This window comes from Thiothrix unzii (assembly GCF_017901175.1).
GTDB lineage: Bacteria > Pseudomonadota > Gammaproteobacteria > Thiotrichales > Thiotrichaceae > Thiothrix > Thiothrix unzii.
Genome location: NZ_CP072793.1, coordinates 90020 through 112433 on the forward strand (window position 1 = coordinate 90020; position 22414 = coordinate 112433).

Genomic DNA, 22414 nt, shown 5'->3' on the forward strand with positions numbered 1-22414 from the left:
TCCTTGCGTCCCTTACGGGTGGCAGAAACGGGGGAAACACGCAGGCTACTCACAGCTCAGAGCAAACGCTTGAATGTCTTGGGTTTTATGAGCCTAGACAACGATAGTTTTTTCCACACGGTGGAAGGGCGCGTTGACTCACAAGCTGCCATCGCCGCCTTTAGTGCCTTTGCTGACCGTTATGCCGAAGAATTTGCACAAACAAAAATACCTTGCTTGGTTATTCTGGATAACGCCCCGATACAAACCAGCAAAGCCTTTCTTGGTAAACGTGAAGATTGGATGTTGGCGGGAATTTGCTTACATTTTTTGCCAACCTACAGCCCTGAACTCAATCCTATCGAAATACTCTGGCGAAAAATCAAATATGAATGGTTGCCGCTGGATGCCTATAAAAGCTACAAGGACATGAAGGAACTGGTGTTAGCTATACTGGCTGGCTTCGGCGAAAAATACACGATAACTTTTGGATAATTACTTATATCGCAAAGATTTACAAGATCAATTAACCGAATTCGTGCCTCATATGCTGATGCCACAGCTACCAGACGTAAGAGCTTCAATTCATTACAAGTTAATTTACCTTCATTTACTTCATCTTGCAATGCAGAAACTTGCTGTTTTATTTTAAATGTTAAGCTTTGATTTTGTGTTAAAAGATAAACAAATTCAAACAGTGTTTTTCGCTCTCCTAGCTGTTTCCAAGCATCATCAAAATCCAAATAATGCGTGACTTTATATTTTTCATTAAGTGAGCCAAACAACAGCATTGCCGTATTTTCATCAAACTGTGGCTGTATATCTGCAAAGAAGAAATCATCAATAGTTATTCTTGAGAGAAACCAGTCTTCTTCTCGAATAGTGATAAGAACTTGTATGCCTGAAATACCTGATACTTCTCTTACGAATTCTTTCCAGGCATTATCACCGGGGCGTACATCTAAATAAATAAAAGTTGGAACTTGCAATGACTCATAATGCCCAGCCAAAGCTATTGCCATACGTCTTGCATGAATAGTATCAGAAGGTCTTAGAATCTCAAAGCAGAACTCAGCAGCACAAAACTCTAACAAATAACGATAGGCTAATGTAGTTTTACCTTGCCCTGATGCAGCATGAACCACTACTACATTATTTTTGAGGAAAGCATTATTAATCTCAGCCAGCACCTGATTTCTAGGAATATCAAGATTAGCGGCAATATGTTCAAATCTTACGCGCCCTCCTTGGAAGAATTCACGTTCTAAGATTTCCGTGCTTTGATGTGGCGTTAATAATGAAATAGGCAGAATAGAAACATTCCATTCACTTATATGAGAATTTCTTTGAGCTAAGAACTTGCCTATGTTATTGAGTCGCTCAATAACAGCCTTCCTAGTGATTTCTGTCCTTTTTTCTGATGCAGTAAATAACCACCACATGAAATTATCAAAAGCTTGTTGTGGTTGTCCTGCTGCTACAGACTTTCTCAATTTAGAAAAAACAATCTCAGTTAATTTCTCATCTTCAAGTTGAACATATTGGATATGATTGAGAATTTGTGAAGCTTGAGTATCTGATAAAGTTTCACCTTTAACGGTTTTTAATGTGCGCTTAGGTATGTTGGATGACGTATCTAAAGCCATTGCTAATTCACTACCAATAGCCCCAAAAGATGCCAACGTTACTTTAACCTTAGATGTTGGTTGGCAATATTGAGCAATCCGTTCATAGAAAAAAGATGTAAAATCAGATGCAACTAATGGACTGGAATAATCTTTTACCTGTACAACTTCTAGCAACACACCTGAGGCATCAAAGATCGCTAAATCCTCAATGCCTTCTGGTTGCAGAATATAGTTTTCTGGCAAGCCATCTTCAAAAAGACGAAATAAACAATAAAGTGCTTGGCGACGATAACCACGATAGGTAAGTAACTGAGCCAAAGTTTTCGTGTATTCCTGATTCATAACTCATTGAGTTTCAAAGGGGGTAATGTGCGAAAACTTAGTACTAGTTACTTAGCAGAAGGATCATCCACTTTTTGCATACGTTTATGTCCTAATATCGGTAGCTAGGATGGCGAATTTTCCGCCTTGCTTGTGTTCTCACAAGGATAACATGAAACTACGCGCATCCGAGCCTACCCACAACAACTACAATTCCTCTTATAAGTAATTATCCAAAAGTTATCGTGTATTTTTCGCCAAAGCCAGCCAGTATAGCTAACACCAGTTCCTTCATGTCCTTGTAGCTTTTATAGGCATCCAGCGGCAACCATTCATATTTGATTTTTCGCCAGAGTATTTCGATAGGATTGAGTTCAGGGCTGTAGGTTGGCAAAAAATGTAAGCAAATTCCCGCCAACATCCAATCTTCACGTTTACCAAGAAAGGCTTTGCTGGTTTGTATCGGGGCGTTATCCAGAATAACCAAGCAAGGTATTTTTGTTTGTGCAAATTCTTCGGCATAACGGTCAGCAAAGGCATTAAAGGCGGCGATGGCAGCTTGTGAGTCAACGCGCCCTTCCACCGTGTGGAAAAAACTATCGTTGTCTAGGCTCATAAAACCCAAGACATTCAAGCGTTTGCTCTGAGCTGTGAGTAGCCTGCGTGTTTCCCCCGTTTCTGCCACCCGTAAGGGACGCAAGGAGTTGTGGTAAAACCTGAACCATCGAAGTAGTAAATAAGCAACTTGCCAGCCGCCGCTTGCTGGTGGAGTAATGCTTGAATTTCCTGCTCACGCTTGAAAGCCACGGGGTCACGTTTATCTTTCAATGAGTTACGCATCCGCTTCCAGAGGTAGTGGAACTTTTTTTTAACAGGCGTTTCAAGGTGCTGGTACTGGCTACTTTCTGGGTTAGATCAGCCAGTTTGGTTTGAGCCGTCTTGATTTGGCGTGGCTCTTCGTCCACTAGGGTTTTCAACAACGCTACTTCAGCTTCTGTGTATATCCGGGGGCAACCAGAGCGGGGACGGTCGTAAAGTCCCAGCAGCCCTTCATGTTCCCAGCGGTCGAGCCACTCACTGATGGCATCGCGCCGTACATCCAAGATTGACCACAGTTCCGCAAGGGTAAAGCCGCGTGTACTCAACAAAATTGCTTGCGCACGTTGACGACAGCGGAATGTAGGGTGGTTCATATACATTTCCTGCAAGGTCACGCGGATTTCTTCAGGGATCGGCTGGGCAAATTTCATCGGTGCGGACATTCTTAAGTGACAAACTACCAGTTTACACCAGCAGGATCTTATACGTGGAAACTTCTAGCTAGTTACTTACTTCTCCATCTTCCCAATCCCCGGATTAAACGTATTGGTCGGATCAAGCCGCTTATAAAACTCCCGCAAGCCGCTTTCCGCCTGATACAAATGCCCGACATTATGCTCCGCCGGATATTTCGCCCCCCGCGCATCCAGCAACGCCAGCATCGCCTTTTTCACCGCATGGGCATCCGCACCCTTTTTCAAAATATAATCCTGATGGAAAACGTGGCACATAAAATGCCCGTAATACAGCGTATGTTCAATCTGGCTGCGAATGTGTTCCGGCAACACTTCCACCCAATCCGCATCATTGCGCCGCAACGCAATGTCCAACGCCAACATTTCCTCGCCGACCTGATCACTGAACAAGGTCTGGTAACGGATCGCCGCGCCCGCCGCCGCAAACCGCTGCAAGAACGCCTTACTCGCCTCCTGCGGCGTACACTCAAAATACGCGCCCGCATTACCCGCATCCGCAAAGAATTCCGGCAAAAACGCCTGCGCCTCGGCAATCCCGCCCTCACTCATTTTCAGAATCAAGTGATGCTCATAACGGTCACGGAATTCCAGCAAACGGTCAGGTAAATGCTGCGGAAACAAACTACTGACGCCCTGCATCACCCGATCACTCAAATATTTGGGCAGCAACGGCAACTTATTCAAAGTCGCATCGGTACGCCCCTTAATCGCAAACAACTTCGGCATCACATCCGTCCCCAACTTTTCAATCGTCAGGAAGGTATCTTTGCCGTACTTTTCCGCAATATTAAAAATATCGCGGTGCATGTATTCGCCCACTTCCGGCACATTTTCAAACTGGCTGAGGATGTGGCGACGCAAGCGCGTCAACACCTGCGGATCATTCGTGCCGATGTAAAACGCTTGCTCCTGCTGCACCATCGGAAACGTATCCAGTCGCACCGCAAACACCGCCAATTTCCCCGCGCACCCACTGGCTTCAAACAAACGGCTTTCATCGGCATTGAAACGCGCCGGTGTTGCCGCATCCACATCGCGCAACCGCGCCACGTAGTCGCGAGCCGATGCCAGCTTGCCGCCATCATCCACCCCGTCTTTGGCAAAATTGCCAGACTCCAGCCGTGTAATCATCTCCTCTGGCGAATCGCCCAAGGCAATCCCCAAATGGTTAACCATTTCGAGCTTGCCCTGTTCATTCACCTGCGCAAACAACGCCATTTCGGTGTAAGCCGGGCCGCGTTTGACCAAGGCTCCGCCCGAATTATTCGCCACGCCGCCGACAATCGACGCGCCCAAACAGGACGAGCCGATCACCGAATGCGGCGCACGTTTTAACGGCTTGAGCAATTTTTCCAGCTTGTGCAAAGTCGCACCGGGAAAACTCAACACCTGTTCACCGCCATTCAACAGCACCAAATCGTCCATCGCCAAGGTATTGATCACCACCACTTCACGGTCGTAATCGTCCCCGCTGGGGGTCGAGCCTTCCGTCAAGCCGGTTTTCGCCGCCTGCATAATGATAATGGTGTTCGCATCCACACAAGCTTGCAGCACGTGCCACAGTTGCATGAGGGTTTGCGGAAACACCACCGCCAATGCCGTGCCACTGCCCGAACGAAAGCCGGTACGGTAATACTCAGTACGGCGTTGCCCAGTCGTCAGCTTATCCGCGCCCACAATACCTTGCAGGGTGGTGATCAGGGGATGGTTCATGGCAATGCCTCACATTAACGGGTCAGTCACGCCTAAGAAATGGATGGCAACCATGGTAATAATGCCCGCCATCACCAGGTAATACAGCGTCGGAATAATCGTCAAGCGAATGGTTTGCCCTTCACGCCCCAGCAAGCCCACCGTTGCCGATGCCGCCACCACGTTGTGAATCGCAATCATATTGCCCGCCGCCGCGCCCACCGCTTGCACCGCCACCAACATTGCACCCGATACCCCAATCAACCCGGCGGTATCAAACTGGAATTGCGCCAACATCAGGTTGGAAACGGTATTCGAGCCAGCAATAAACGCGCCCAATGCCCCAACCGCAGGTGCAAAGAACGGGTAAACATCGCCCACACTGCTGGCAACCAATTGCGCCATTGCGCGTGGCATGGATGGCAAATCCGCCAGATTTACCCCGGAGTTAATCAGAATCCGCACCATTGGAATGGTGAAAATCAATACAAAGCCCGCACCCAGCAATGTCCGTGAAGACTCGCCCACTGCCGCTTTCAACTCGGAAAATTTCATGCGATGCAGGAAGAACGTCGCCAACACCACCAACACCATAATGCCACCCGGCAAGTACAGGAACTCGATTTTGCCGGAAATGCCCTTTTCACCCAGAATATCCACCCACGGCAACACCAGCGTATTGCTCAGGAAGGTTTTCACCTCGGTACTAACCCGTGACAACACCAACAACGCCGCCAGCAACACATACGGCAACCACGCCATGCCAATCGACACGGGTGCTTTTGCGGTCAGGCTATCCAGCTTAATTTCAATGCTGCCCATCCATTCCGCAGCCCATTCGCTCGGTGGCGCAAAATCCCACGATTTTTTCGGCACCAAAAAACCGGCACGTGCCGCCGGTACAACCAAGGACAAACCCACCAATGCACCAATAATGGACGGGAATTCCGGCCCCAAAAACACGCCAGCCAGCGCGTAAGGAATTACAAATGCCAAACCCGCAAAAATCGCAAATGGCGCAACCGCCAAACCTTCACTCCACGACTTGTTACGCCCGAAGAAGCGGGTCAACATCACACACATGAACAGCGGCATTAACACGCCAATAAGCGCGTGGGTAATCGCCACTTCCGAGGTAATCAGCGCGTACAACACGTCCCAGCTTGAGCCTTCGCTGAGCAGTTTTTCGCTGATGCCCGCCTTATCCAAACCGCCGGAAACCCCGACGATAATCGGCGTACCCACCGCACCGAATGATACCGGCGTGGATTGCACCATCATCCCGACCATGACCGCTGCCATTGCCGGAAAACCCAAGGCTACCATCAACGGTGCAACCACCGCTGCGGGTGTACCAAAACCGGATGCACCTTCAATAAAGCAGCCAAACAACCACGCCACGATAATGACCTGAATGCGTCGATCGGTACTGACATTCGAGAAGCCCGCCCGAATCGCGGTAATCGCCCCCGAATGCTTCAGCGTATTCAGCAGCAAAATAGCCCCGAAAATAATCCACAGAATCGCCCCCGTCAGAATCAGCCCTTGCAGGGTAGAAGCCAGCACCCGATTAGCGGTCATTTCCCACGCGGTAAGCGCAATCGCCACCGTCACCACGAAAACCACGGGCATCGCTCGCCGTGCAGGCCAGTTAAATCCCACCAGCAGCACGGCTGCCAGCACCAAGGGCAAAAATGCCAGTAACGAAAGTAGCGTTTGACTCATTGAGAACTCCTCCTCCTGAATATAATTGGTCTTACCAATATTGCTTTAATAACCAACTGGTAAGACCATGAATTCTGGGGCTTTTCGTAAGTCCTTGTCAATACACAATCTAATCCACTTGCAATAAAACTTTCAGGCTTTTATGATCTGATGTTACGCAGTCCGACCTCTCCTCGACTATATTTCAGGTATGAATCAAACACGTCTTGACCTCTACACCGACTACCTGACCGTGACCTTTGGCTACGCCACAGCAACGGGTTTATCCCAATTATTGGACGGCGAAATTAGCCACGATGCGATCAGTCGTTTTCTTTCGGGAGATGAGTACACCTCGAAAGACCTGTGGAAACAGGTAAAAAAGACCGTCAGGGAGGTCGAATCAGCCGATGGCATCCTGATCATCGACGATACGGTGCAAGAAAAGCCCTACATGGACGAAAACGATCTAATTTGTTGGCATTACGACCACTGCAAAGGGCGTAATATCAAGGGAATCAACTTGTTAAACTGTCTATATCATAGCAATGGTGCATCCATTCCTGTTGCATTTGAACTGATACGGAAACCGTTCCGTTTCTGTGACATCAATACACGCCAAGAAAAGCGGTGCAGCGATGTCACCAAAAATGAGCAAATGCGCTCCATGATTGACACCTGCATTCAAAACCAACTGACATTTTCATGGGTGTTGAGCGACATTTGGTTCGCCTCCGCCGAGAATATGGAACACATCAAGGAGAAACGGCAAAAGGACTTCATTATGGCATTGAAAAGTAACCGATTAGTGGCATTGAGCGAAGTAGACAGCAAGGCAAAACGTTACACACGACTCGACCAATTGGTATGGACAGAACAAAAAGCCATCAAGGGCTGGTTGAAGGGGCTAACCTTCCCCGTCAAGCTCGCCCGGCAAGTCTTTACGAACAAAGACGGCAGCAGCGGCATTTTGTATCTGGTCTGTAGCCGCTTGGCAGCAGAGTGGGACGAAATCACGACAACCTACCAAAAACGGTGGAAAGTCGAGGTCTTCCATAAATCGCTCAAATCCAATGCTGCCTTTGCGAAATCCCCTGCCCACACCGCTAAAACACAAGCGAATCACTTATTCGCCTCCATCGTCGCCGTCTTCAAAATGGAGTGTTTGACCATCAGCAAGCATCTTAACCACTTTGCCTTGCGTTCAAAGCTCTACGCCAAGGCAATTCGGGGCGCTTTTGATGAGCTACAGGTGCTTAGGGCTGCGTAACATCAGTTATGATAACCAAAATTGGTAAGGCCAAAAGAGCGGAAGCCATGAAGAAATTACGCATCGCCGAACAACTCACTCAACAACTGGAACAAATGATCACCAGCGGACATTTCACGCTGGGCGAACGTTTGCCCGCCGAACGCGCCTTGGCGGAACAATTCGGCGTATCGCGCCCTTCCTTGCGTGAAGCCATCCAAACCCTGATCAGCCGGGGCTTGCTGGTTTCCAAACCGGGCGGCGGCACGTTTGTGGAAAACGATACCCCGCAAGCCACTGCACCGTGCAGCAGCCCCTTGGTCGAATTGTTCCGTGAAAACCCCGAATACCGTTTCGACGTGCTGGAAATTCGCCACGCCTTGGAAGGCAATGCCGCTTGGTACGCCGCCTTGCGTGCCACCGATGAGGACAAAGCCAATATCCGCGATTGTTTCGAGCGCATGATTCAACGTCACGGCAGTGCTGACCCGATGGACGAAGCCCGCGCCGATGCCGATTTTCATCTGGCGATTGTCGAAGCCTCGCACAATCTGGTGCTGCTGCACGTCATGAAAAACCTGTTTGAACTGCTGCAAAACAGCATTTCGCACAATCTGGATAAGCTCTACACCATCCCGCGTGTGTTCGATCCGCTCAAGAATCAGCACCGCGAACTGATGGAAGCCGTCCTTGCCAGTGATCCCGAACGCGCCCGCAAAGCCGCGCAAGAACATCTGGCTTTTGTGGAAGATTCCCTCAAATCCATCGACGCTGACGAAGCCCGCAAGGTGCGTTCGCTGCGTCACCTAACACTCGTAGGCAGGTAGGCTCCAATGGCAACAAAACCCGATACCATCTACTTTTTTGGCACATGCCTAGTCGATTTGATGTACCCGCAAGCGGGTGTGTCAGCGATGCAATTGCTGCAACGTGCGGGGGTGAAAGTCATTTTCCCACCTGCACAAACCTGCTGCGGACAACCCGCTTGGAACTCCGGCTACCGCGACGAAGCGCGTTCTGTGGCACGGGCGCAAATCGCGCTGTTCCCCAAACCCATTCCCATCGTGATTCCATCCGGTTCGTGTGCGGGGATGATGAAAGTGCATTACCCCGAACTGTTTGCGGGGCAGCAGGATGAAGCACAAGCGGTGGATGTTGCCAGCCGCGTGTACGAACTCACCGAATTCCTCGTCGATGTGCTGAAAATCGAGTTGCAAGATTTGGGCGAACCGCTGACAGTGGCAGTACACACCTCTTGTTCTGCCCGCCGTGAAATGGGCGTTGCCGACAAGATCGAATCCTTGCTGGGGCAACTCAGCAATGTGCAACGGGTGGAGCACGCCCGCAAACCCGAATGCTGCGGTTTTGGCGGCACGTTCGCGGTGAAAGAGCCGGAAATTTCGGCGGCGATGGTGCTGGATAAAGTGACCCACATCCGCAATACCGGCGTGGATCGTTTGATCAGTCAGGAATGCGGTTGCTTGATGAATATTGGCGGGGTAATGGCAAAGCAAGGCGATGCGCTTCCTCATCAGCATATTGCCGAGTTTCTTTGGGAGAGAACGCATGTTTGAAGAAAATCCCCCTCAGTCCCCCTTTTTCAAAGGGGGAAGCCAGATGCGCCACCCCTCTTGTTCCCCCCTTTGCAAAAGGGGGGGTAGGGGGGATTTTTCCCCTTTGGCAGGAGACAATACGCTATGACATCCACTTTCCGCCAAACCGTCCGCGCTAACCTCGCCAAGCCCGAAGTTCGCGCCAATTTCTACCGTGCGATGGATGGCTTGATGACGCGCCGCCTCGACCAATTCCCCGACAAAGCCGAACTGGAACGCTTGCGCACCCAAAGCATGGCGATCCGCGCTAACGCTCTGAGCAAGTTGCCGGAATTGTTGGAAACCCTCGAAGCCAACCTGACCCGCAATGGCATTCAAGTGCATTGGGCAGAAACCCCCGAACAAGGCAACCAGATCGTGCAAGCGATTTTGGAACGCCACAATGCCAAGTCGATTATCAAAGGCAAGTCGATGGTGTCGGAAGAAATGGGTATGAACCATTTCCTCGAAGCCTTGGGCATTGAGTGTTTGGAGTCCGACCTTGGCGAATTCATTATCCAACTCGATGGCGAAACCCCGTCGCACATTATCATGCCCGCGATTCACAAAAACCGCATACAGATTGCCAAGTTGTTCCACCAAAAATTCCCCGACATTCCTTACACCGAAGACGTGGATGAATTGACGCAAACCGCTCGACGTATTTTGCGCGACAAGTTTTATGCCGCACCCGTGGGGCTTTCCGGCGTGAATTTCATGGTGGCAGAAACCGGCACGTTATGTTTGGTGGAAAACGAAGGCAATGGTCGGATGTCGACTACTGCGCCGCCAGTACACATTGCAGTCACGGGCATTGAAAAAGTCGTGGAAAGCCTGAGCGATGTGCCGCCGCTGTTGAGCATTTTGACGCGCTCGGCGACGGGGCAACCGATTACCACCTACTTCAATATGATTTCCAGTCCTCGCAAAGTGGGGGAGAAGGATGGCCCCGAAGAGGTGCATTTGGTGTTGCTGGATAATGGGCGTTCCAATATTTATAGTGATCCCGAATTGCTGGCGACCTTGCGCTGTATTCGTTGCGGGGCGTGCATTAACCATTGTCCGGTGTACGTGCGCATTGGTGGGCACAGTTACGGCACGGTGTATCCGGGGCCGATTGGCTCGATTTTAGAGCCGCAAAAAGCGGGGCTGGATGTGCATGGTGAGTTAGCGCAAGCCTCGACCTTGTGCGGCGCGTGTAGCGAAGTTTGCCCGGTACGCATTCCGATTCCGAGTATTCTCAACCGCTTGCGTTACGACGGGGTGCGTAAGGATGCTGCTAATACCAACACCGTGGGTTCGGGCAAACGCCGTACTTTGAGCGAGGCGGCAACTTGGAAAACCTGGGCATGGGCGGCGACGCATCCGACGATTTACCACGCAGGTTCGACGCTGGCGACGCGCTTCAAAGGCATGTTGCCGACGAATTTGGGCGCGTGGACGACGGTACGTAGTGCGCCAAAATTGGCGGAATCGACCTTGCACCAACAAGTAAAGAATCTGGGAGTCGACCATGAGTAATACGGCACGCGCTAATATTCTTGCTCGTTTGCGCGAACCGCAACGCCCGGATTGCGGCTTTAACGAACGTGATTACCTGAGCCGTTACGATTGGGATACGGCGGAACGAGTACGCCGCTTTACCGAACGCATGGTCGCAGTACGCGCCGAAGTACATCACGCCACACCCGAAACGTGGTTGGATGTCGTCAGTCAGGTGTGTGCAGCCAAGGGTTTAAGCAACCTGTTAGTTTCGCCGGAAACCATGCTGGGTAAACAGCTTCACGCACAAGCCGACCGCTTTCCTGCCCTAAAAACCTACGACCAGCCCATTGAAAGCTGGAAACAGGAGCTGTTTTACGGCGTGGATGCGGCTTTCACGGGCACGTATGGCGGGATTGCGGAAACGGGAACGTTGATCGTGATGCCGAGTGCGGATGAACCGCGTTTGATGTCGCTGGTTCCACCGGTGCATATTGCGGTGTTGGAAGTAGATAAGTTGTACACCACATTTGCGGAGGCTGTGCAGGCGCAAGGCTGGGTGCAAGCGGGAATGCCGACGAATGCGTTGCTGATTTCGGGGCCGTCGAAGTCGGCGGATATTGAGCAGACGTTGGCGTATGGGGTGCATGGGCCGAAAGAGTTGGTGGTGATATTAATCTGAGGGATGCGCTACTATTGTGCATATGAAACCCTTGCTCCTCATTCTCCTGTATGGTCTGTTGATCTTTTCAACGGCGAATACGCCAGCTATTGAGCAAATTCCGCCATCCGCTGCTATTGCTTTAAGCAAATCCGAACAAGCATGGCTAAAGCAACGCCAAGGCGCACCCCTGCGCTATTGCTTTAGCCCCGTCTGGAAGCCCTACGACTTCCTAGAGGGTGGCAAGCACAAAGGCATTTTTTCCGACTACCTCCAACTCTTTTCCCAGCGGCTGAATATCCCGTTGCAGCCGGTGTTGAGCAATACGTGGGGTGAAGCCTTGCAGTTTGTTCGCGAAGGTAAGTGCGATTTCCTTTCTGGGGCGGTCAAAACGCCAGAACGTGAAGATTTTTTGTCCTTCACCACGCCTTATTATCAAACGTCGCATGTTTTGCTCGCCAAATCCGGGCGGCCGTTTGTCCAGTCGTTGGCGGATATTGCGGATCAAAAAATCGTTATTCCCACCGGAGGTGCAATTGGCAAACAGTTGCGTCAAGACTACCCCAATACCACTTTTATTGAAGCGGAAACCCCCGATGAACTGTTTGAAATGGTGGAAAACGGTGGGGCTTACGCTGGCGTGGCTTCGTTTGCGCACGGTATCCAGATTATTCAGCAGGGGCTATACAATTTAAAGATCATTGGCAAACTGGATTACGATTACCCGATTTCGATTGCAGTGCGCAAAGATTCCCCGCCATTGCTGGGTATTATGCAAAGAGCCGTCGACTCTTTGACGCAAGCCGATCACGAGGCAGTTAAGCGTAATTGGAATTCGGTCTACGTGGTTGAAACGACGGATTATTCCTTGTTGTGGAAACTCGTTATCGGTGCAACCCTGATTTTGTTGGGCAGCATTTATTGGAACCGCAAACTGACCCGTTTGAATACCGCGCTGCAACAAGCTAAGGAGGAGGCGGAACGCGCGAATCAAGCTAAAAGTGAGTTTCTGGCGAATATGAGCCATGAAATCCGTACTCCGATGAATGCGATGATTGGTTTGGGGTATTTGCTGCAACAAACGGATTTGACCGCACAACAAGTGGATTACCTGAACAAAATGCAGTCGTCCTCCAAGATGTTGCTGGGGATTATCGACGATATTTTGGATGTGGCGAAAATCGAAGCGGGCAAGCTCGCGCTCAATCCTACAGCGTTCCGACTCAGTAATGTGTTGCAGCAAATAACCTATTTGTTTGAAGAACAGGCGCGGCAAAAAGGCTTAGGGTTTCAAATTCAAGTGGCGGAGGATGTGCCAACTTGTTTGGTTGGCGACCCGCAACGTCTTGCGCAGATTTTGCTGAATTTGGTGAGTAATGCTATTAAATTCACCGAGGCGGGTGAAATTGCCATTCGTATTGGGCTGTTAGCGATACGGGATGCGCAAGTGCGGTTGCAATTTACGGTGAAAGATACCGGCATTGGGATTAGTCCAAACCAACAGGCAAAGCTGTTTCAACCCTTTGCACAGGCCGATAGTTCCTTGTCCCGACGGCATGGCGGGAGCGGCTTGGGATTGGTGATTAGTCAATCGTTAGCGCGGTTGATGGCGGGTGATATTACGCTGGCAAGCCAGTTAGGGCAGGGGAGTACGTTCGTTTTTACCGCTGCATTTGCGACGTGTACGGATGCGCTACCCGTTGATACCGCCGCAAACGCGATAGTCACGAATTTCAATACCGTGCAGGTTTTGCTGGTGGAAGATGATCCGCTGAATCAGATGGTAGCGGGGGCATTGCTGGGCAAATTAGGGGTAAGTGTTACCGTGGCAAACAATGGCGTAGAAGCCATTGAAATGCTGGAACAGGCGACGTTTCAGCTTGTTTTTATGGATATTCAAATGCCCCAAATGGATGGTTACGAAGCTGTGCGGCTGATTCGCCAACGCCGCGAATGGCAGCATTTGCCGATTATTGCGATGACGGCGCACGCGATTTCTACCGAACGTGCCAAATGCATTGCGGCGGGGATGAGCGATTACCTCACCAAACCCATTGACCCCCCAAGATTGGCGGCGATGCTCTCGAAGTGGATAGTGTAATATATAACCTAGTTGTTCTAACCAAGGGAGTATTACGATGAATGTTCAAATCAATGTCGACATGTCACCGGAAGAGTTGCGCCGCCTGATGGGGTTGCCGGATGTGCAGGAATTCAACCAGAAAGTCATGGAGCAAATGCTGCAAAAAATGAAGGAAGGCGCGGAAGGTTTTGATCCCACCAGTATTTTTCAATCCAGCATCGGTACTAATGTGGATGCGATGAAGTCATGGATGAATCTGTTTGGCAATTTCGCCAGCGGCAAGAGTGCTGAGAAATAACTCCATGAAACCCATCCCAAGGATGCGTATAATCGCCCGCTTAAATACGCAATACACCATGAAGGAATCCCGATGAGGCCAAGCGAACGTGCTCCCGACCAAATGCGAACGGTCAAATTTACCCGTCATTACACTTGCCACGCGGAAGGTTCGGTGCTGGTTGAGTTTGGCAACACCAAAGTGTTGTGTACTGCGACGGTGGAAGACCGTTTGCCAGGTTGGTTGAAAGGTAAAGGGCAGGGCTGGGTGACGGCAGAATACGGGATGTTGCCGCGCTCCACGGGTTCACGCACCGCCCGCGAAGCTGCCAAAGGCAAACAAGGCGGACGCACGATGGAAATCCAGCGATTGATCGGGCGTTCGTTGCGGGCAATGGTGGATTTGGAAGCCTTGGGCGAATTTCAAATCACCCTCGATTGCGATGTGTTGCAAGCCGATGGCGGCACGCGCACTGCGTCCATCAGCGGTGCTTACGTGGCATTGTGCGATGCGGTAACCTGGTTACAGCAAAATCGTCGTCTCAAGAAAAACCCGTTGCATGGGCAAATTGCTTCGGTGTCGGTGGGGATTTTTGATGGCGTGCCGGTGCTGGACTTGGATTACGATGAAGATTCCAAAGCCGAAACCGATATGAATGTGGTGATGAATGAAGCAGGGCAATTCATTGAGTTGCAAGGCACGGCAGAAGGTCATGCGTTCCGCCGCGATGAGTTGGATGCGATGTTGGTGTTAGCCGAAAAAGGCATTCGTGAAATCATGCAAGCACAACGTGAGGCATTAGCAGGATGAGTCAGCGGATTGTTTTAGCCTCCGGGAATGCCGGAAAGTTGCGTGAATTCAATGCCATGATGAGCGATTTGGGTTTGGAATTCGTGCGTCAAAGCGAATTCGGGGTCAGTGATGCGGATGAAACCGGGTTAACTTTCGTCGAAAACGCCCTGATTAAAGCCCGTCATGCAGCACAAGCTACCGGAATGCCCGCGATGGCGGATGATTCCGGCATTGTCGTGGATGCACTCGGTGGTGCGCCGGGGTTGTACTCCGCACGTTATTCCGGTGCAGGTGATGCTGCCAATAACACCAAGTTACTTGAAGCGTTAAAAGATGTGCCGGATGCGCAGCGTACCGCGCGGTTCTATTGCTGCATCGTGTATTTACGTCATGCCGACGATCAATTGCCCATCATTGCGGAAGCGAGTTGGGAGGGCAGAATCTTGCATGAGTTGAGTGGTGCAAACGGGTTTGGCTATGACCCGTTGTTTTATGTGCCGACTCACGGCTGCTCTTCCGCTGAATTACCGCCGGAAGAAAAAAACCGTATCAGTCATCGCGGACAGGCATTACGCAAACTGCATAAGTTATTGGCAGTTCCCTCTCCCCTTGAGGGAGAGGGGTAGGGTGAGGGGTATAAACAAACTTATTATCCTCGACCGCGACGGCGTAATTAACGAGGATTCGGATAATTTCATCCGCAGCGTGGCTGAATGGATCCCAATTCCCGGCAGCATTGAAGCAATGGCGCGGCTGTATCACGCGGGTTACACCTTGGCGGTGGCGACCAATCAATCGGGTATCGCACGCGGCTATTACAGCGTGGAAGAATTGGATGCGATGCACGCCAAGTTACGCGGATTATTGGCGGCACACGGCGCGGAAATTGCGTTGATTGCGTATTGCCCACACCTAGGCGAAGCGCAGTGCGCGTGTCGTAAACCCAAACCGGGCATGATGTTCGATATTGCGCAACAGCTTGGCGCGGATGTGACGCAAGCGGTAGTGGTGGGGGATTCGTTACGCGACTGGCAAGCCGCCGCAGCAGCGGGCGCGGGTTATGTGCAAGTGCGTACCGGCAAAGGCGAGCGCACCTTAGCTGATGGGCGTTTACCCGCCGATATACCTGTGTTCGACAATCTGGCACACTACGTCGATTCACTCCTTTAGCAAAAGTACACAACGCATGAACGCATTAAATACATTCTGGTTGGGGTTGCGGGCTGCCATTTATTGGGCGGGTTCTGTGGTCAGCACTTTGTTGGTTGGCGGTATGATGATGGTGGTGCTGTGGGCATTGCCGGATAAAGTGCGTTACCCGGCTGTCACCTTGTGGAATCGTTTCAATGTGTGGTGGCTGGAAGTGACTTGCGGGGTCAAATACCGGGTGTTAGGGCGTGAAAACATCCCGGCGCAAGGTGCGTTTCTGATCATGGCAAACCACCAGTCGACTTGGGAAACTTATGCCTTGCCGGTAATTTTTCCGCAGCGTTTGACTTGGGTGCTGAAACAAGAGTTATTGAAAATTCCGTTTTTTGGCTGGGGTTTGCGTATGCTGCGTCCGATTGCGATTGACCGCAGCGCGGGGCGTGCCGCGATTAAACAAATGAGTCAGCAGGGGAAAGCCTTGCTGGAAGCCGGTATTTGCGTGGTTATTTTCCCGGAAGGCACTCGCATTGCCCCACCGGAAACCGGCGAATTCAAAATCGGTGGCGCATTGATGGCGGCACAAATCGGTGCTTTGGTGGTTCCGGTGGCACACAATGCCGGGGAAAGCTGGCGGCGGCACGCTTGGATCAAAAAGCCCGGTACGATTACCGTGAGTATCGGCGAGCCATTGTTAACCAAAGGCATGAAAGCTGACGCAATTAATCAGCACGTCAGAGGCTGGATTGAGGCTGAAAAAGCTCGTATGAATAAATACGAATAAATTTATGGATATGGACGTTTTCAATGAAGGTCATCAAGCCTGATATTACCTTTGAACTTCTCAATCTTATTGCTGAAATTGACGAGTTCAAGGGTGGTTGGCGTACTTACCAGAATTTAGCACCTGAACGATTGGAAGCTTTACGCTGGGTGGCGACAGTGGAAAGTGTCGCTTCCTCCACCCGTATTGAGGGTGTGAAACTGACTGATCGTGAAGTGGAAAACCTGCTGCAAAATCTGGAGCAACGCCAGTTCAGCACTCGCGATGAGCAAGAGGTGGCAGGTTACGCCGAAGTCATGCAACTGCTGTTTGAGTCGTACAGCAGCATTCCCCTGACCGAAAACCATATCAAGCAGTTCCATACCCTGCTACTGAAATACAGCGACAAAGACGAACGCCACCGGGGAGCGTACAAAATCCTCTCCAACAGCGTGGCTGCTTTCAGTGCGGACGGTAAGGAAATCGGCATTATTTTTGAGACTTCCAGCCCGTTTGAAACCCCACTGCAAATGCAGGAACTGGTGGAGTGGACAAACCAAGCCCTGCTTGACCGTTTCTTGCATCCTTTGATAGTTGTCGCGGTGTTTGTGGTGCGCTTTCTGGCGATTCACCCCTTCCAAGACGGTAATGGCAGGTTATCGCGCATTCTCACCACACTACTGCTATTGAAGGCCGGTTATGTGTATGTGCCTTACAGCTCCTTGGAAAGTGTGGTGGAAGCTAACAAGGATGGCTATTACTTGGCACTGCGTCGCACCCAATCCACCCTTAAAAGCGATGCGCCAGAGTGGGGACATTGGCTGCTATTTTTCCTACGTTCCATGAAAAAGCAAAAAGATAACTTATTGAAAAAAGTCGAGCGGGAACGCCATTTCTTGCAAGCACTACCTCAACTCTCAGCAGATATTTTGGAACTCGCACGGGAAAACGGCAGGATCACCACCGGGGAAGTTTTGTTGGCTACTCAAGCTAACCGAGCCACTATTAGGAAGCGGCTGGAAGAATTGGTACGTAGCAAGTTATTGCAACAACACGGTCAGGGTAAAGGAACGTGGTATTCACTGCCCCACTGACGATTCCCGTACTAAACCAAGGAAGGCTTAACCCGCACGGTTACGCATGTGATCTGCGACGTTGGCAAACGAAGACTTCAGTTGTAACTTGAATAATTCGTCACTGACTTGTTCATCCAATGCCTGATTAATGCACATTAACCACTGGTCACGCATTTGCGTATCTACCGGGAAAGGCATGTGCCGCGCCCGCAAACGCGGATGCCCGTATTCGGCTTCGTACAATCCGGGGCCACCGAGCCAGCCCGATAAAAACTTAAAAAGTTTGTCACGTGCACTTTGCAAATCTTGCTGATGAATTTTGCGTAATTCCCACGCTTCCGGCAGTTCGTCCATTAAGTCATAAAAGCGGTTAACCAATTGGCGTATGCCTTGTTCGCCGCCGAGCATGTCGTAGTGGGTTCTGATGGGTAATTCCATTAAGCACTCCGTGTTTGCTGAAAAGAGCGCAAGTCTACGGCGTTTTTCGCACTATCAGCATGTAATTTCGCAAATACATTAGAAAATTAACATATTGTCAGTATAATCGCGCCTTTCATGAATTCATTGAGTACTCCGTTGTGATCCAGAACCTGCGAAATATCGCCATCATTGCCCACGTTGACCACGGCAAAACCACCCTTGTAGACAAACTCCTACAACAATCCGGTACTTTGGGCGAACGCGCCGAAGTCTCCGAACGCATGATGGACTCTAACGCGCTGGAGAAAGAGCGCGGCATTACCATTTTGGCGAAAAACACCGCTTTGCGTTGGACTAACCCTGAAGATGGTCAAGAATACCGCATCAATATCGTCGACACACCGGGACACGCGGACTTCGGCGGCGAAGTAGAGCGCGTATTATCAATGGTTGACTCCGTATTACTGTTGGTTGACGCAGTTGATGGCCCAATGCCACAAACTCGTTTCGTTACCCAAAAAGCCTTTTCCCACGGCTTGAAACCGATTCTGGTCGTCAACAAAATCGACCGTCCGGGCGCGAATCCGCACCGCGTAATGGATCAGGTGTTTGAACTGTTTGATAACCTTGGCGCGACTGACGAGCAGCTCGATTTCCCAGTGGTTTACGCTTCTGCCATCAACGGCTATGCGGGCTTGGAAGAAACGGTTAGCGGCGGCGATATGACCCCGTTGTTCCAGACCATTATCAACAGCGTTGCTGCACCAGACGTTGACCCGGATGCACCGTTCCAGTTGCAAATCAGCCAATTGGACTACAACTCTTACCTCGGCATTATCGGGATTGGGCGTATCAAGCAAGGTCGCGTTAAAACCAATACCCAAGTTAAAGTCATTGATACCGAAGGCAAAATCCGTAACGGTCGTGTGCTGAAAATCCTCGGCTTTAACGGTCTGGATCGCGTCGAAGTCAACGAAGCGCAAGCGGGCGACATTATCGCGTTCTCCGGTATGGATGAGCTGCACATTTCCGACACCGTGTGTGACCCAGAAAATGTGGTTGCATTGCCGCCGCTGACCATTGACGAACCGACCGTTACCATGACATTCCAAGTCAATACTTCACCGTTTGCGGGCAAAGAAGTTAAAACTGGTACATCTTCACGTCGCTTGAACGAGCGTTTGAAGCAAGAATTGCTGCACAACGTAGCCTTGCGCGTCGAAGACACCGCTGACCCTGAGAAATTCAAAGTTTCCGGTCGTGGTGAATTGCACTTGGGCATCCTGATCGAAAATATGCGTCGTGAAGGTTATGAACTCGCAGTTTCCCGCCCGGAAGTTATCATCCGTGAAATCGACGGTGTGAAAATGGAACCGTTTGAAAACGTGACCGTTGACATCGAAGAGTCCAGCCAAGGCAAAGTCATGGAAGCACTGGGCGAACGCCGTGCGGAACTGAAAGACATGGCTCCCGATGGTAAAGGTCGGGTGCGTTTGGAATACCGGATGCCTGCTCGCGGTTTGATCGGTTTCCAGACTGATTTCATGACCATGACTTCGGGTACTGGTTTGATTTACCACGTATTTGATAACTACGCACCGTTCAAAGCGGGCGCGATTGGCAACCGTCACAACGGCGTATTGATTTCTAACGGCACAGGCAAAGCCTTGGCTTACGCCCTGTTCAGCCTGCAAGAGCGTGGTAAGTTGTTCGTCGGTCACACCGAAGAAGTGTACGAAGGTCAAGTTGTCGGTATCCATACCCGCGACAATGACTTGGTAGTTAACCCGCTGAAAGCTAAGCAGTTAACCAATATTCGTGCTTCCGGTACTGACGAAAACCTGATCCTTGTCCCGGCGATCCGCATGACGTTGGAACAAGCGATGGAATTCATCGACGATGACGAATTGGTTGAAATCACGCCAAAGAATATCCGTATCCGCAAGCGTTTCCTGATGGAAAACGACCGTAAACGTGCGGGCGCGGCGAAGAAAGAAGCGTCGTAATACGTTAACCCCCCATCCTCAGCCCTGACCCCTGCAAGGGGGGAAGGGTGTTAAGAGGGGAAAAATAGGGGGTTACTTCAATTTTTCTGCGTAAGATACGGTATAAGACTGGCCTTGTTTGAGCTTGTCAAAGTTACCGAAAGTCTCTTTTAGATTGCGCTTCATGTATTCACGCAAGCCATTGATTGTCACCAAATAGATTCGCCCACCCGGTTTTAGGTGGTGTTTCATATCGTGCAGCAAGATACTCATCATTTCCTTCCCCACTTTTGCTGGGATGTTGGATGCAATTACATCAAACCGCGCATCTTTAGCAATGTGTTGAAAGCCGTTACTGAGCATGGCTTTGGCATTGGGTAATTTATTCAAAGCGGCGTTACGGTTCGCGTATTCCACCGCCATGAAATCTTTATCTACCATTAGCGTTTGCCCAAGTGGTGCGAGTTTTGCCATTGCCAAACCCACGGGGCCGTAGCCGCAACCCAAGTCGAAACAATCATCCGTCGGGTTAATTTCCAAGTATTTCAGCAGCAAATCAGTGCCGTCATCAATTTCACGCGGGGAAAAAATCCCCCAAGTGGACAAGAACGTGAGCTTATGCCCGCACAATTCGGTTTCAAAACGAATGTCATTGCGCAAGTCTTTGGTGTAAGGAATATCAGCCATTAGAACAACACCGGTACAACGCCTTTAGCGACTAAGTAACTGAACACAAAACCGCCTAAACCAGCCACCCACAAGACAATCGCAGTGGGGCGCGGTAAGCCCGGTTTCAGCGCGATCACGCCCAGCACGATGTATTCAAGCAAACCCATAAACTTGAAAACCACGAAACCATCCAGCCCGTGCGCACCGCTGACAAATGCCAGCCATACACCCGTTCCCAGCAAAATCAGCATGGAAAGCGACGCGCTGGCTAAGGCCGGTTTGCCAGTAACTGCCGGATTATTGGTCATCATCCACAAGCCGCGCAGCAAATAAATAGCCAGCGAGAGCAACGCGATAATGACGTGTACTTTTAAAATCAGGGTATTGTTATCCATGTGGTGTCACCTCTACAGTTTTACAGTTGTTGGAAAATCCGCCCAGCTTCTGCCAGTGCGGCATCGGCATTGTCTGCCAATGTGCAGTAATGCCCCATTTTACGCCCGACGCGAGCTTCGCGTTTGCCGTATAAATGGAGTTTGGTGTGCGCACTTTGCAGCAATGCCAACCACAGCGGTTGGGAGTCGCCCCACACATCGCCGAGTAAATTGACCATGACCACGGACGATAGCAGGTGAGTATCGCCAAACGGCAATTCGCAGACCATGCGCACTTGTTGTTCAAATTGCGAAGTGATGCACGCATCCAAGGTGTAATGCCCGCTATTGTGGGTGCGCGGAGCCATTTCGTTGACGAGTAATTCGCCGCTGCGGGTAATGAAAAATTCCACCGCCATCACCCCGACGAAATCGAGTTTATTCGCGATGCGGGTCGCCGCCGCTTGTGCCGATTGTGCAAGAGCGGGTGCAACCCGTGCCGGGACGATGGTTTGGTGCAAAATGCCGTTGCGGTGTTCATTTTCCGCCACGGGGAAGCATCGCACTTCACCGCTGACACTACGCGCCAGAATCACGGAAATTTCGCAGGCTAAATCCACCCGCTGTTCCAGCACGCATTCGACCTCGCCCATGCGTACAAAAGCGGCTTCGGCTTCGGCAAGATCGTGAACCGTTGACTGCCCCTTGCCGTCGTAACCCAAGCGTGCGGTCTTCAAAATCGCCGGAAATGTCACTAGCTCTTGCGCTGCCGCAAGGTCGGGAATACGCCGAATCGCCGCAAACGGCACGGGCAATAAACCGCAGGAACGCACAAATTCCTTTTCCACGATCCGGTCTTGTGCCATTTCCACCGCGCTGGCAGCAGGGCGCACCGGGCAAAACTGTGTGAGGAATTCCAGCGTTTTCGCAGGAATATTTTCAAACTCAGTGGTAACAACATCGCAGGCGTTGCCAAACAAGGTCAAGGCGGCGGTGTCGTCGTAAGCGGCAATAATGTGTTCGTCGGCAAATTGCGCGGCGGGGCTGTGCGGGTCGGGTTCCAGCACGATGACGCGATAGCCGAGGGTGCGTGCGGCAACGGTGAACATACGTCCAAGTTGCCCGCCACCGAGCATTCCGATGGTTGATCCGGGGAGTAGTGTCATAAAGCCTAGGGTCTATTCATACGATAAAACAAGCACGAAGGATACAGGAAACCACAGCGC

Annotated in this window: 23 protein-coding genes; 14 read left to right on the forward strand and 9 right to left on the reverse strand. The window is 50.8% G+C overall.

What is annotated here, in order from left to right; translation table 11 throughout:
- The first annotated feature begins 18 nt into the window (after positions 1-18).
- Complete coding sequence (locus J9260_RS00565; RefSeq protein WP_210217793.1) at positions 19-474, forward strand: transposase; 456 nt, start codon at positions 19-21, stop codon at positions 472-474.
- Here J9260_RS00565 and J9260_RS00570 read toward each other — a convergent pair.
- From J9260_RS00570 to J9260_RS00590, 5 genes are all read right to left on the reverse strand, one after another.
- The gene (locus tag J9260_RS00570; protein WP_210219131.1) at positions 399-1949 is read right to left on the reverse strand and encodes a hypothetical protein; all 1551 of its coding nucleotides are present in this window, start codon (positions 1947-1949) and stop codon (positions 399-401) included. The two genes, J9260_RS00565 and J9260_RS00570, sit on opposite strands and share 76 nt — an antisense overlap.
- A gap of 208 nt (positions 1950-2157) precedes the next feature.
- On the reverse strand, positions 2158-2613 hold the full coding sequence (locus J9260_RS00575; protein WP_210217479.1) for a transposase: 456 nt from the start codon (positions 2611-2613) through the stop codon (positions 2158-2160).
- Between the two features lie 139 nt (positions 2614-2752).
- Positions 2753-3178: a helix-turn-helix domain-containing protein gene (locus J9260_RS00580; RefSeq protein WP_210217478.1), complete on the reverse strand. Its 426-nt coding sequence runs from the start codon at positions 3176-3178 to the stop codon at positions 2753-2755.
- Positions 3179-3256: 78 nt separating this feature from the next.
- Entirely contained in the window at positions 3257-4936 is a 1680-nt protein-coding gene (gene dld / locus J9260_RS00585; RefSeq protein ID WP_210219132.1) for a D-lactate dehydrogenase, read from the reverse strand.
- A 9-nt stretch (positions 4937-4945) separates the two neighbouring features.
- Positions 4946-6640 carry an L-lactate permease gene (locus tag J9260_RS00590; RefSeq protein WP_246499552.1) on the reverse strand — a complete coding sequence of 565 codons (1695 nt, stop codon included), beginning with the start codon at positions 6638-6640 and terminating at the stop codon, positions 4946-4948.
- Positions 6641-6830: 190 nt separating this feature from the next.
- On the opposite strand from J9260_RS00590, the gene J9260_RS00595 reads away from it, so the two are divergent.
- The 12 genes from J9260_RS00595 to J9260_RS00650 all read left to right on the forward strand — a co-directional run bounded on the left by J9260_RS00595 (position 6831) and on the right by J9260_RS00650 (position 17758).
- Positions 6831-7889, forward strand: coding sequence for an IS701 family transposase (locus J9260_RS00595; protein WP_210217672.1), 1059 nt, complete (start codon positions 6831-6833; stop codon positions 7887-7889).
- Positions 7890-7936: 47 nt separating this feature from the next.
- Positions 7937-8695, forward strand: a complete 759-nt coding sequence (locus J9260_RS00600; RefSeq protein ID WP_210219133.1) for an FCD domain-containing protein — start codon at positions 7937-7939, stop codon at positions 8693-8695.
- A 6-nt stretch (positions 8696-8701) separates the two neighbouring features.
- Positions 8702-9442, forward strand: a complete 741-nt coding sequence (locus tag J9260_RS00605) for a (Fe-S)-binding protein (RefSeq protein WP_210219134.1) — start codon at positions 8702-8704, stop codon at positions 9440-9442.
- Positions 9443-9565: 123 nt separating this feature from the next.
- Complete coding sequence (locus tag J9260_RS00610) at positions 9566-10981, forward strand: LutB/LldF family L-lactate oxidation iron-sulfur protein (RefSeq protein WP_210219135.1); 1416 nt, start codon at positions 9566-9568, stop codon at positions 10979-10981.
- Positions 10974-11624, forward strand: coding sequence for a LutC/YkgG family protein (locus J9260_RS00615; RefSeq protein WP_210219136.1), 651 nt, complete (start codon positions 10974-10976; stop codon positions 11622-11624). Before J9260_RS00610 ends, J9260_RS00615 begins: the two co-directional genes overlap by 8 nt.
- A 31-nt stretch (positions 11625-11655) precedes the next feature.
- Complete coding sequence (locus J9260_RS00620) at positions 11656-13704, forward strand: response regulator (protein WP_210219137.1); 2049 nt, start codon at positions 11656-11658, stop codon at positions 13702-13704.
- Between the two features lie 37 nt (positions 13705-13741).
- Positions 13742-13984 carry a DUF6489 family protein gene (locus tag J9260_RS00625; RefSeq protein WP_210219138.1) on the forward strand — a complete coding sequence of 81 codons (243 nt, stop codon included), beginning with the start codon at positions 13742-13744 and terminating at the stop codon, positions 13982-13984.
- Positions 13985-14056: 72 nt separating this feature from the next.
- Positions 14057-14773: a ribonuclease PH gene (gene rph / locus J9260_RS00630; protein WP_210219139.1), complete on the forward strand. Its 717-nt coding sequence runs from the start codon at positions 14057-14059 to the stop codon at positions 14771-14773.
- Positions 14770-15381 carry an RdgB/HAM1 family non-canonical purine NTP pyrophosphatase gene (gene rdgB / locus J9260_RS00635; protein WP_210219140.1) on the forward strand — a complete coding sequence of 204 codons (612 nt, stop codon included), beginning with the start codon at positions 14770-14772 and terminating at the stop codon, positions 15379-15381. The genes rph and rdgB overlap by 4 nt, the downstream gene beginning before the upstream one ends.
- 1 nt (position 15382) lies before the next feature.
- Positions 15383-15925, forward strand: coding sequence for a D-glycero-beta-D-manno-heptose 1,7-bisphosphate 7-phosphatase (gene gmhB / locus J9260_RS00640; RefSeq protein ID WP_210220841.1), 543 nt, complete (start codon positions 15383-15385; stop codon positions 15923-15925).
- A 16-nt stretch (positions 15926-15941) separates the two neighbouring features.
- Complete coding sequence (locus J9260_RS00645) at positions 15942-16685, forward strand: lysophospholipid acyltransferase family protein (RefSeq protein WP_210219141.1); 744 nt, start codon at positions 15942-15944, stop codon at positions 16683-16685.
- A gap of 23 nt (positions 16686-16708) precedes the next feature.
- Positions 16709-17758 (forward strand): Fic family protein, encoded by a 1050-nt coding sequence (locus J9260_RS00650; protein WP_210219142.1) that lies wholly within the window; start codon positions 16709-16711, stop codon positions 17756-17758.
- A gap of 27 nt (positions 17759-17785) precedes the next feature.
- On the opposite strand, the gene J9260_RS00655 is transcribed toward J9260_RS00650, so the two are convergent.
- A complete protein-coding gene (locus tag J9260_RS00655) occupies positions 17786-18178 on the reverse strand; it encodes a group II truncated hemoglobin (RefSeq protein WP_210219143.1) in 393 nt (130 codons plus the stop codon).
- A 140-nt stretch (positions 18179-18318) separates the two neighbouring features.
- Here J9260_RS00655 and typA point away from each other — a divergent pair, with 140 nt between their 5' ends.
- Positions 18319-20166 carry a translational GTPase TypA gene (gene typA / locus J9260_RS00660; protein ID WP_210219144.1) on the forward strand — a complete coding sequence of 616 codons (1848 nt, stop codon included), beginning with the start codon at positions 18319-18321 and terminating at the stop codon, positions 20164-20166.
- 72 nt (positions 20167-20238) lie between these two features.
- Here the strand turns inward: typA and J9260_RS00665 are convergent, their stop codons facing one another.
- From J9260_RS00665 to J9260_RS00675, 3 genes are read right to left on the reverse strand one after another with little or no spacing between them, the layout of a single operon-like run.
- Positions 20239-20832 (reverse strand): class I SAM-dependent methyltransferase, encoded by a 594-nt coding sequence (locus J9260_RS00665; protein ID WP_210219145.1) that lies wholly within the window; start codon positions 20830-20832, stop codon positions 20239-20241.
- Positions 20832-21209 (reverse strand): SirB2 family protein, encoded by a 378-nt coding sequence (locus J9260_RS00670; RefSeq protein WP_210219146.1) that lies wholly within the window; start codon positions 21207-21209, stop codon positions 20832-20834. The genes J9260_RS00665 and J9260_RS00670 overlap by 1 nt, the downstream gene beginning before the upstream one ends.
- A 20-nt stretch (positions 21210-21229) precedes the next feature.
- Positions 21230-22354, reverse strand: a complete 1125-nt coding sequence (locus J9260_RS00675) for a 5-(carboxyamino)imidazole ribonucleotide synthase (RefSeq protein ID WP_210219147.1) — start codon at positions 22352-22354, stop codon at positions 21230-21232.
- Positions 22355-22414 lie beyond the last annotated feature (60 nt).

Excerpts from the sequence above, each read along its gene's own strand:
- J9260_RS00570 (WP_210219131.1), bottom strand. The coding sequence starts at position 1,949 with ATGAATCAGGAATACACGAAAACTTTGGCTCAGTTACTTACCTATCGT.
- J9260_RS00580 (WP_210217478.1), bottom strand. The coding sequence starts at position 3,178 with ATGAAATTTGCCCAGCCGATCCCTGAAGAAATCCGCGTGACCTTGCAG.
- dld (WP_210219132.1), bottom strand. The coding sequence starts at position 4,936 with ATGAACCATCCCCTGATCACCACCCTGCAAGGTATTGTGGGCGCGGAT.
- J9260_RS00590 (WP_246499552.1), bottom strand. The coding sequence starts at position 6,640 with ATGAGTCAAACGCTACTTTCGTTACTGGCATTTTTGCCCTTGGTGCTG.
- J9260_RS00595 (WP_210217672.1), top strand. The coding sequence starts at position 6,831 with ATGAATCAAACACGTCTTGACCTCTACACCGACTACCTGACCGTGACC.
- J9260_RS00600 (WP_210219133.1), top strand. The coding sequence starts at position 7,937 with ATGAAGAAATTACGCATCGCCGAACAACTCACTCAACAACTGGAACAA.
- J9260_RS00605 (WP_210219134.1), top strand. The coding sequence starts at position 8,702 with ATGGCAACAAAACCCGATACCATCTACTTTTTTGGCACATGCCTAGTC.
- J9260_RS00610 (WP_210219135.1), top strand. The coding sequence starts at position 9,566 with ATGACATCCACTTTCCGCCAAACCGTCCGCGCTAACCTCGCCAAGCCC.
- J9260_RS00615 (WP_210219136.1), top strand. The coding sequence starts at position 10,974 with ATGAGTAATACGGCACGCGCTAATATTCTTGCTCGTTTGCGCGAACCG.
- J9260_RS00625 (WP_210219138.1), top strand. The coding sequence starts at position 13,742 with ATGAATGTTCAAATCAATGTCGACATGTCACCGGAAGAGTTGCGCCGC.
- rph (WP_210219139.1), top strand. The coding sequence starts at position 14,057 with ATGAGGCCAAGCGAACGTGCTCCCGACCAAATGCGAACGGTCAAATTT.
- rdgB (WP_210219140.1), top strand. The coding sequence starts at position 14,770 with ATGAGTCAGCGGATTGTTTTAGCCTCCGGGAATGCCGGAAAGTTGCGT.
- J9260_RS00645 (WP_210219141.1), top strand. The coding sequence starts at position 15,942 with ATGAACGCATTAAATACATTCTGGTTGGGGTTGCGGGCTGCCATTTAT.
- J9260_RS00650 (WP_210219142.1), top strand. The coding sequence starts at position 16,709 with ATGAAGGTCATCAAGCCTGATATTACCTTTGAACTTCTCAATCTTATT.
- J9260_RS00655 (WP_210219143.1), bottom strand. The coding sequence starts at position 18,178 with ATGGAATTACCCATCAGAACCCACTACGACATGCTCGGCGGCGAACAA.
- J9260_RS00665 (WP_210219145.1), bottom strand. The coding sequence starts at position 20,832 with ATGGCTGATATTCCTTACACCAAAGACTTGCGCAATGACATTCGTTTT.
- J9260_RS00670 (WP_210219146.1), bottom strand. The coding sequence starts at position 21,209 with ATGGATAACAATACCCTGATTTTAAAAGTACACGTCATTATCGCGTTG.
- J9260_RS00675 (WP_210219147.1), bottom strand. The coding sequence starts at position 22,354 with ATGACACTACTCCCCGGATCAACCATCGGAATGCTCGGTGGCGGGCAA.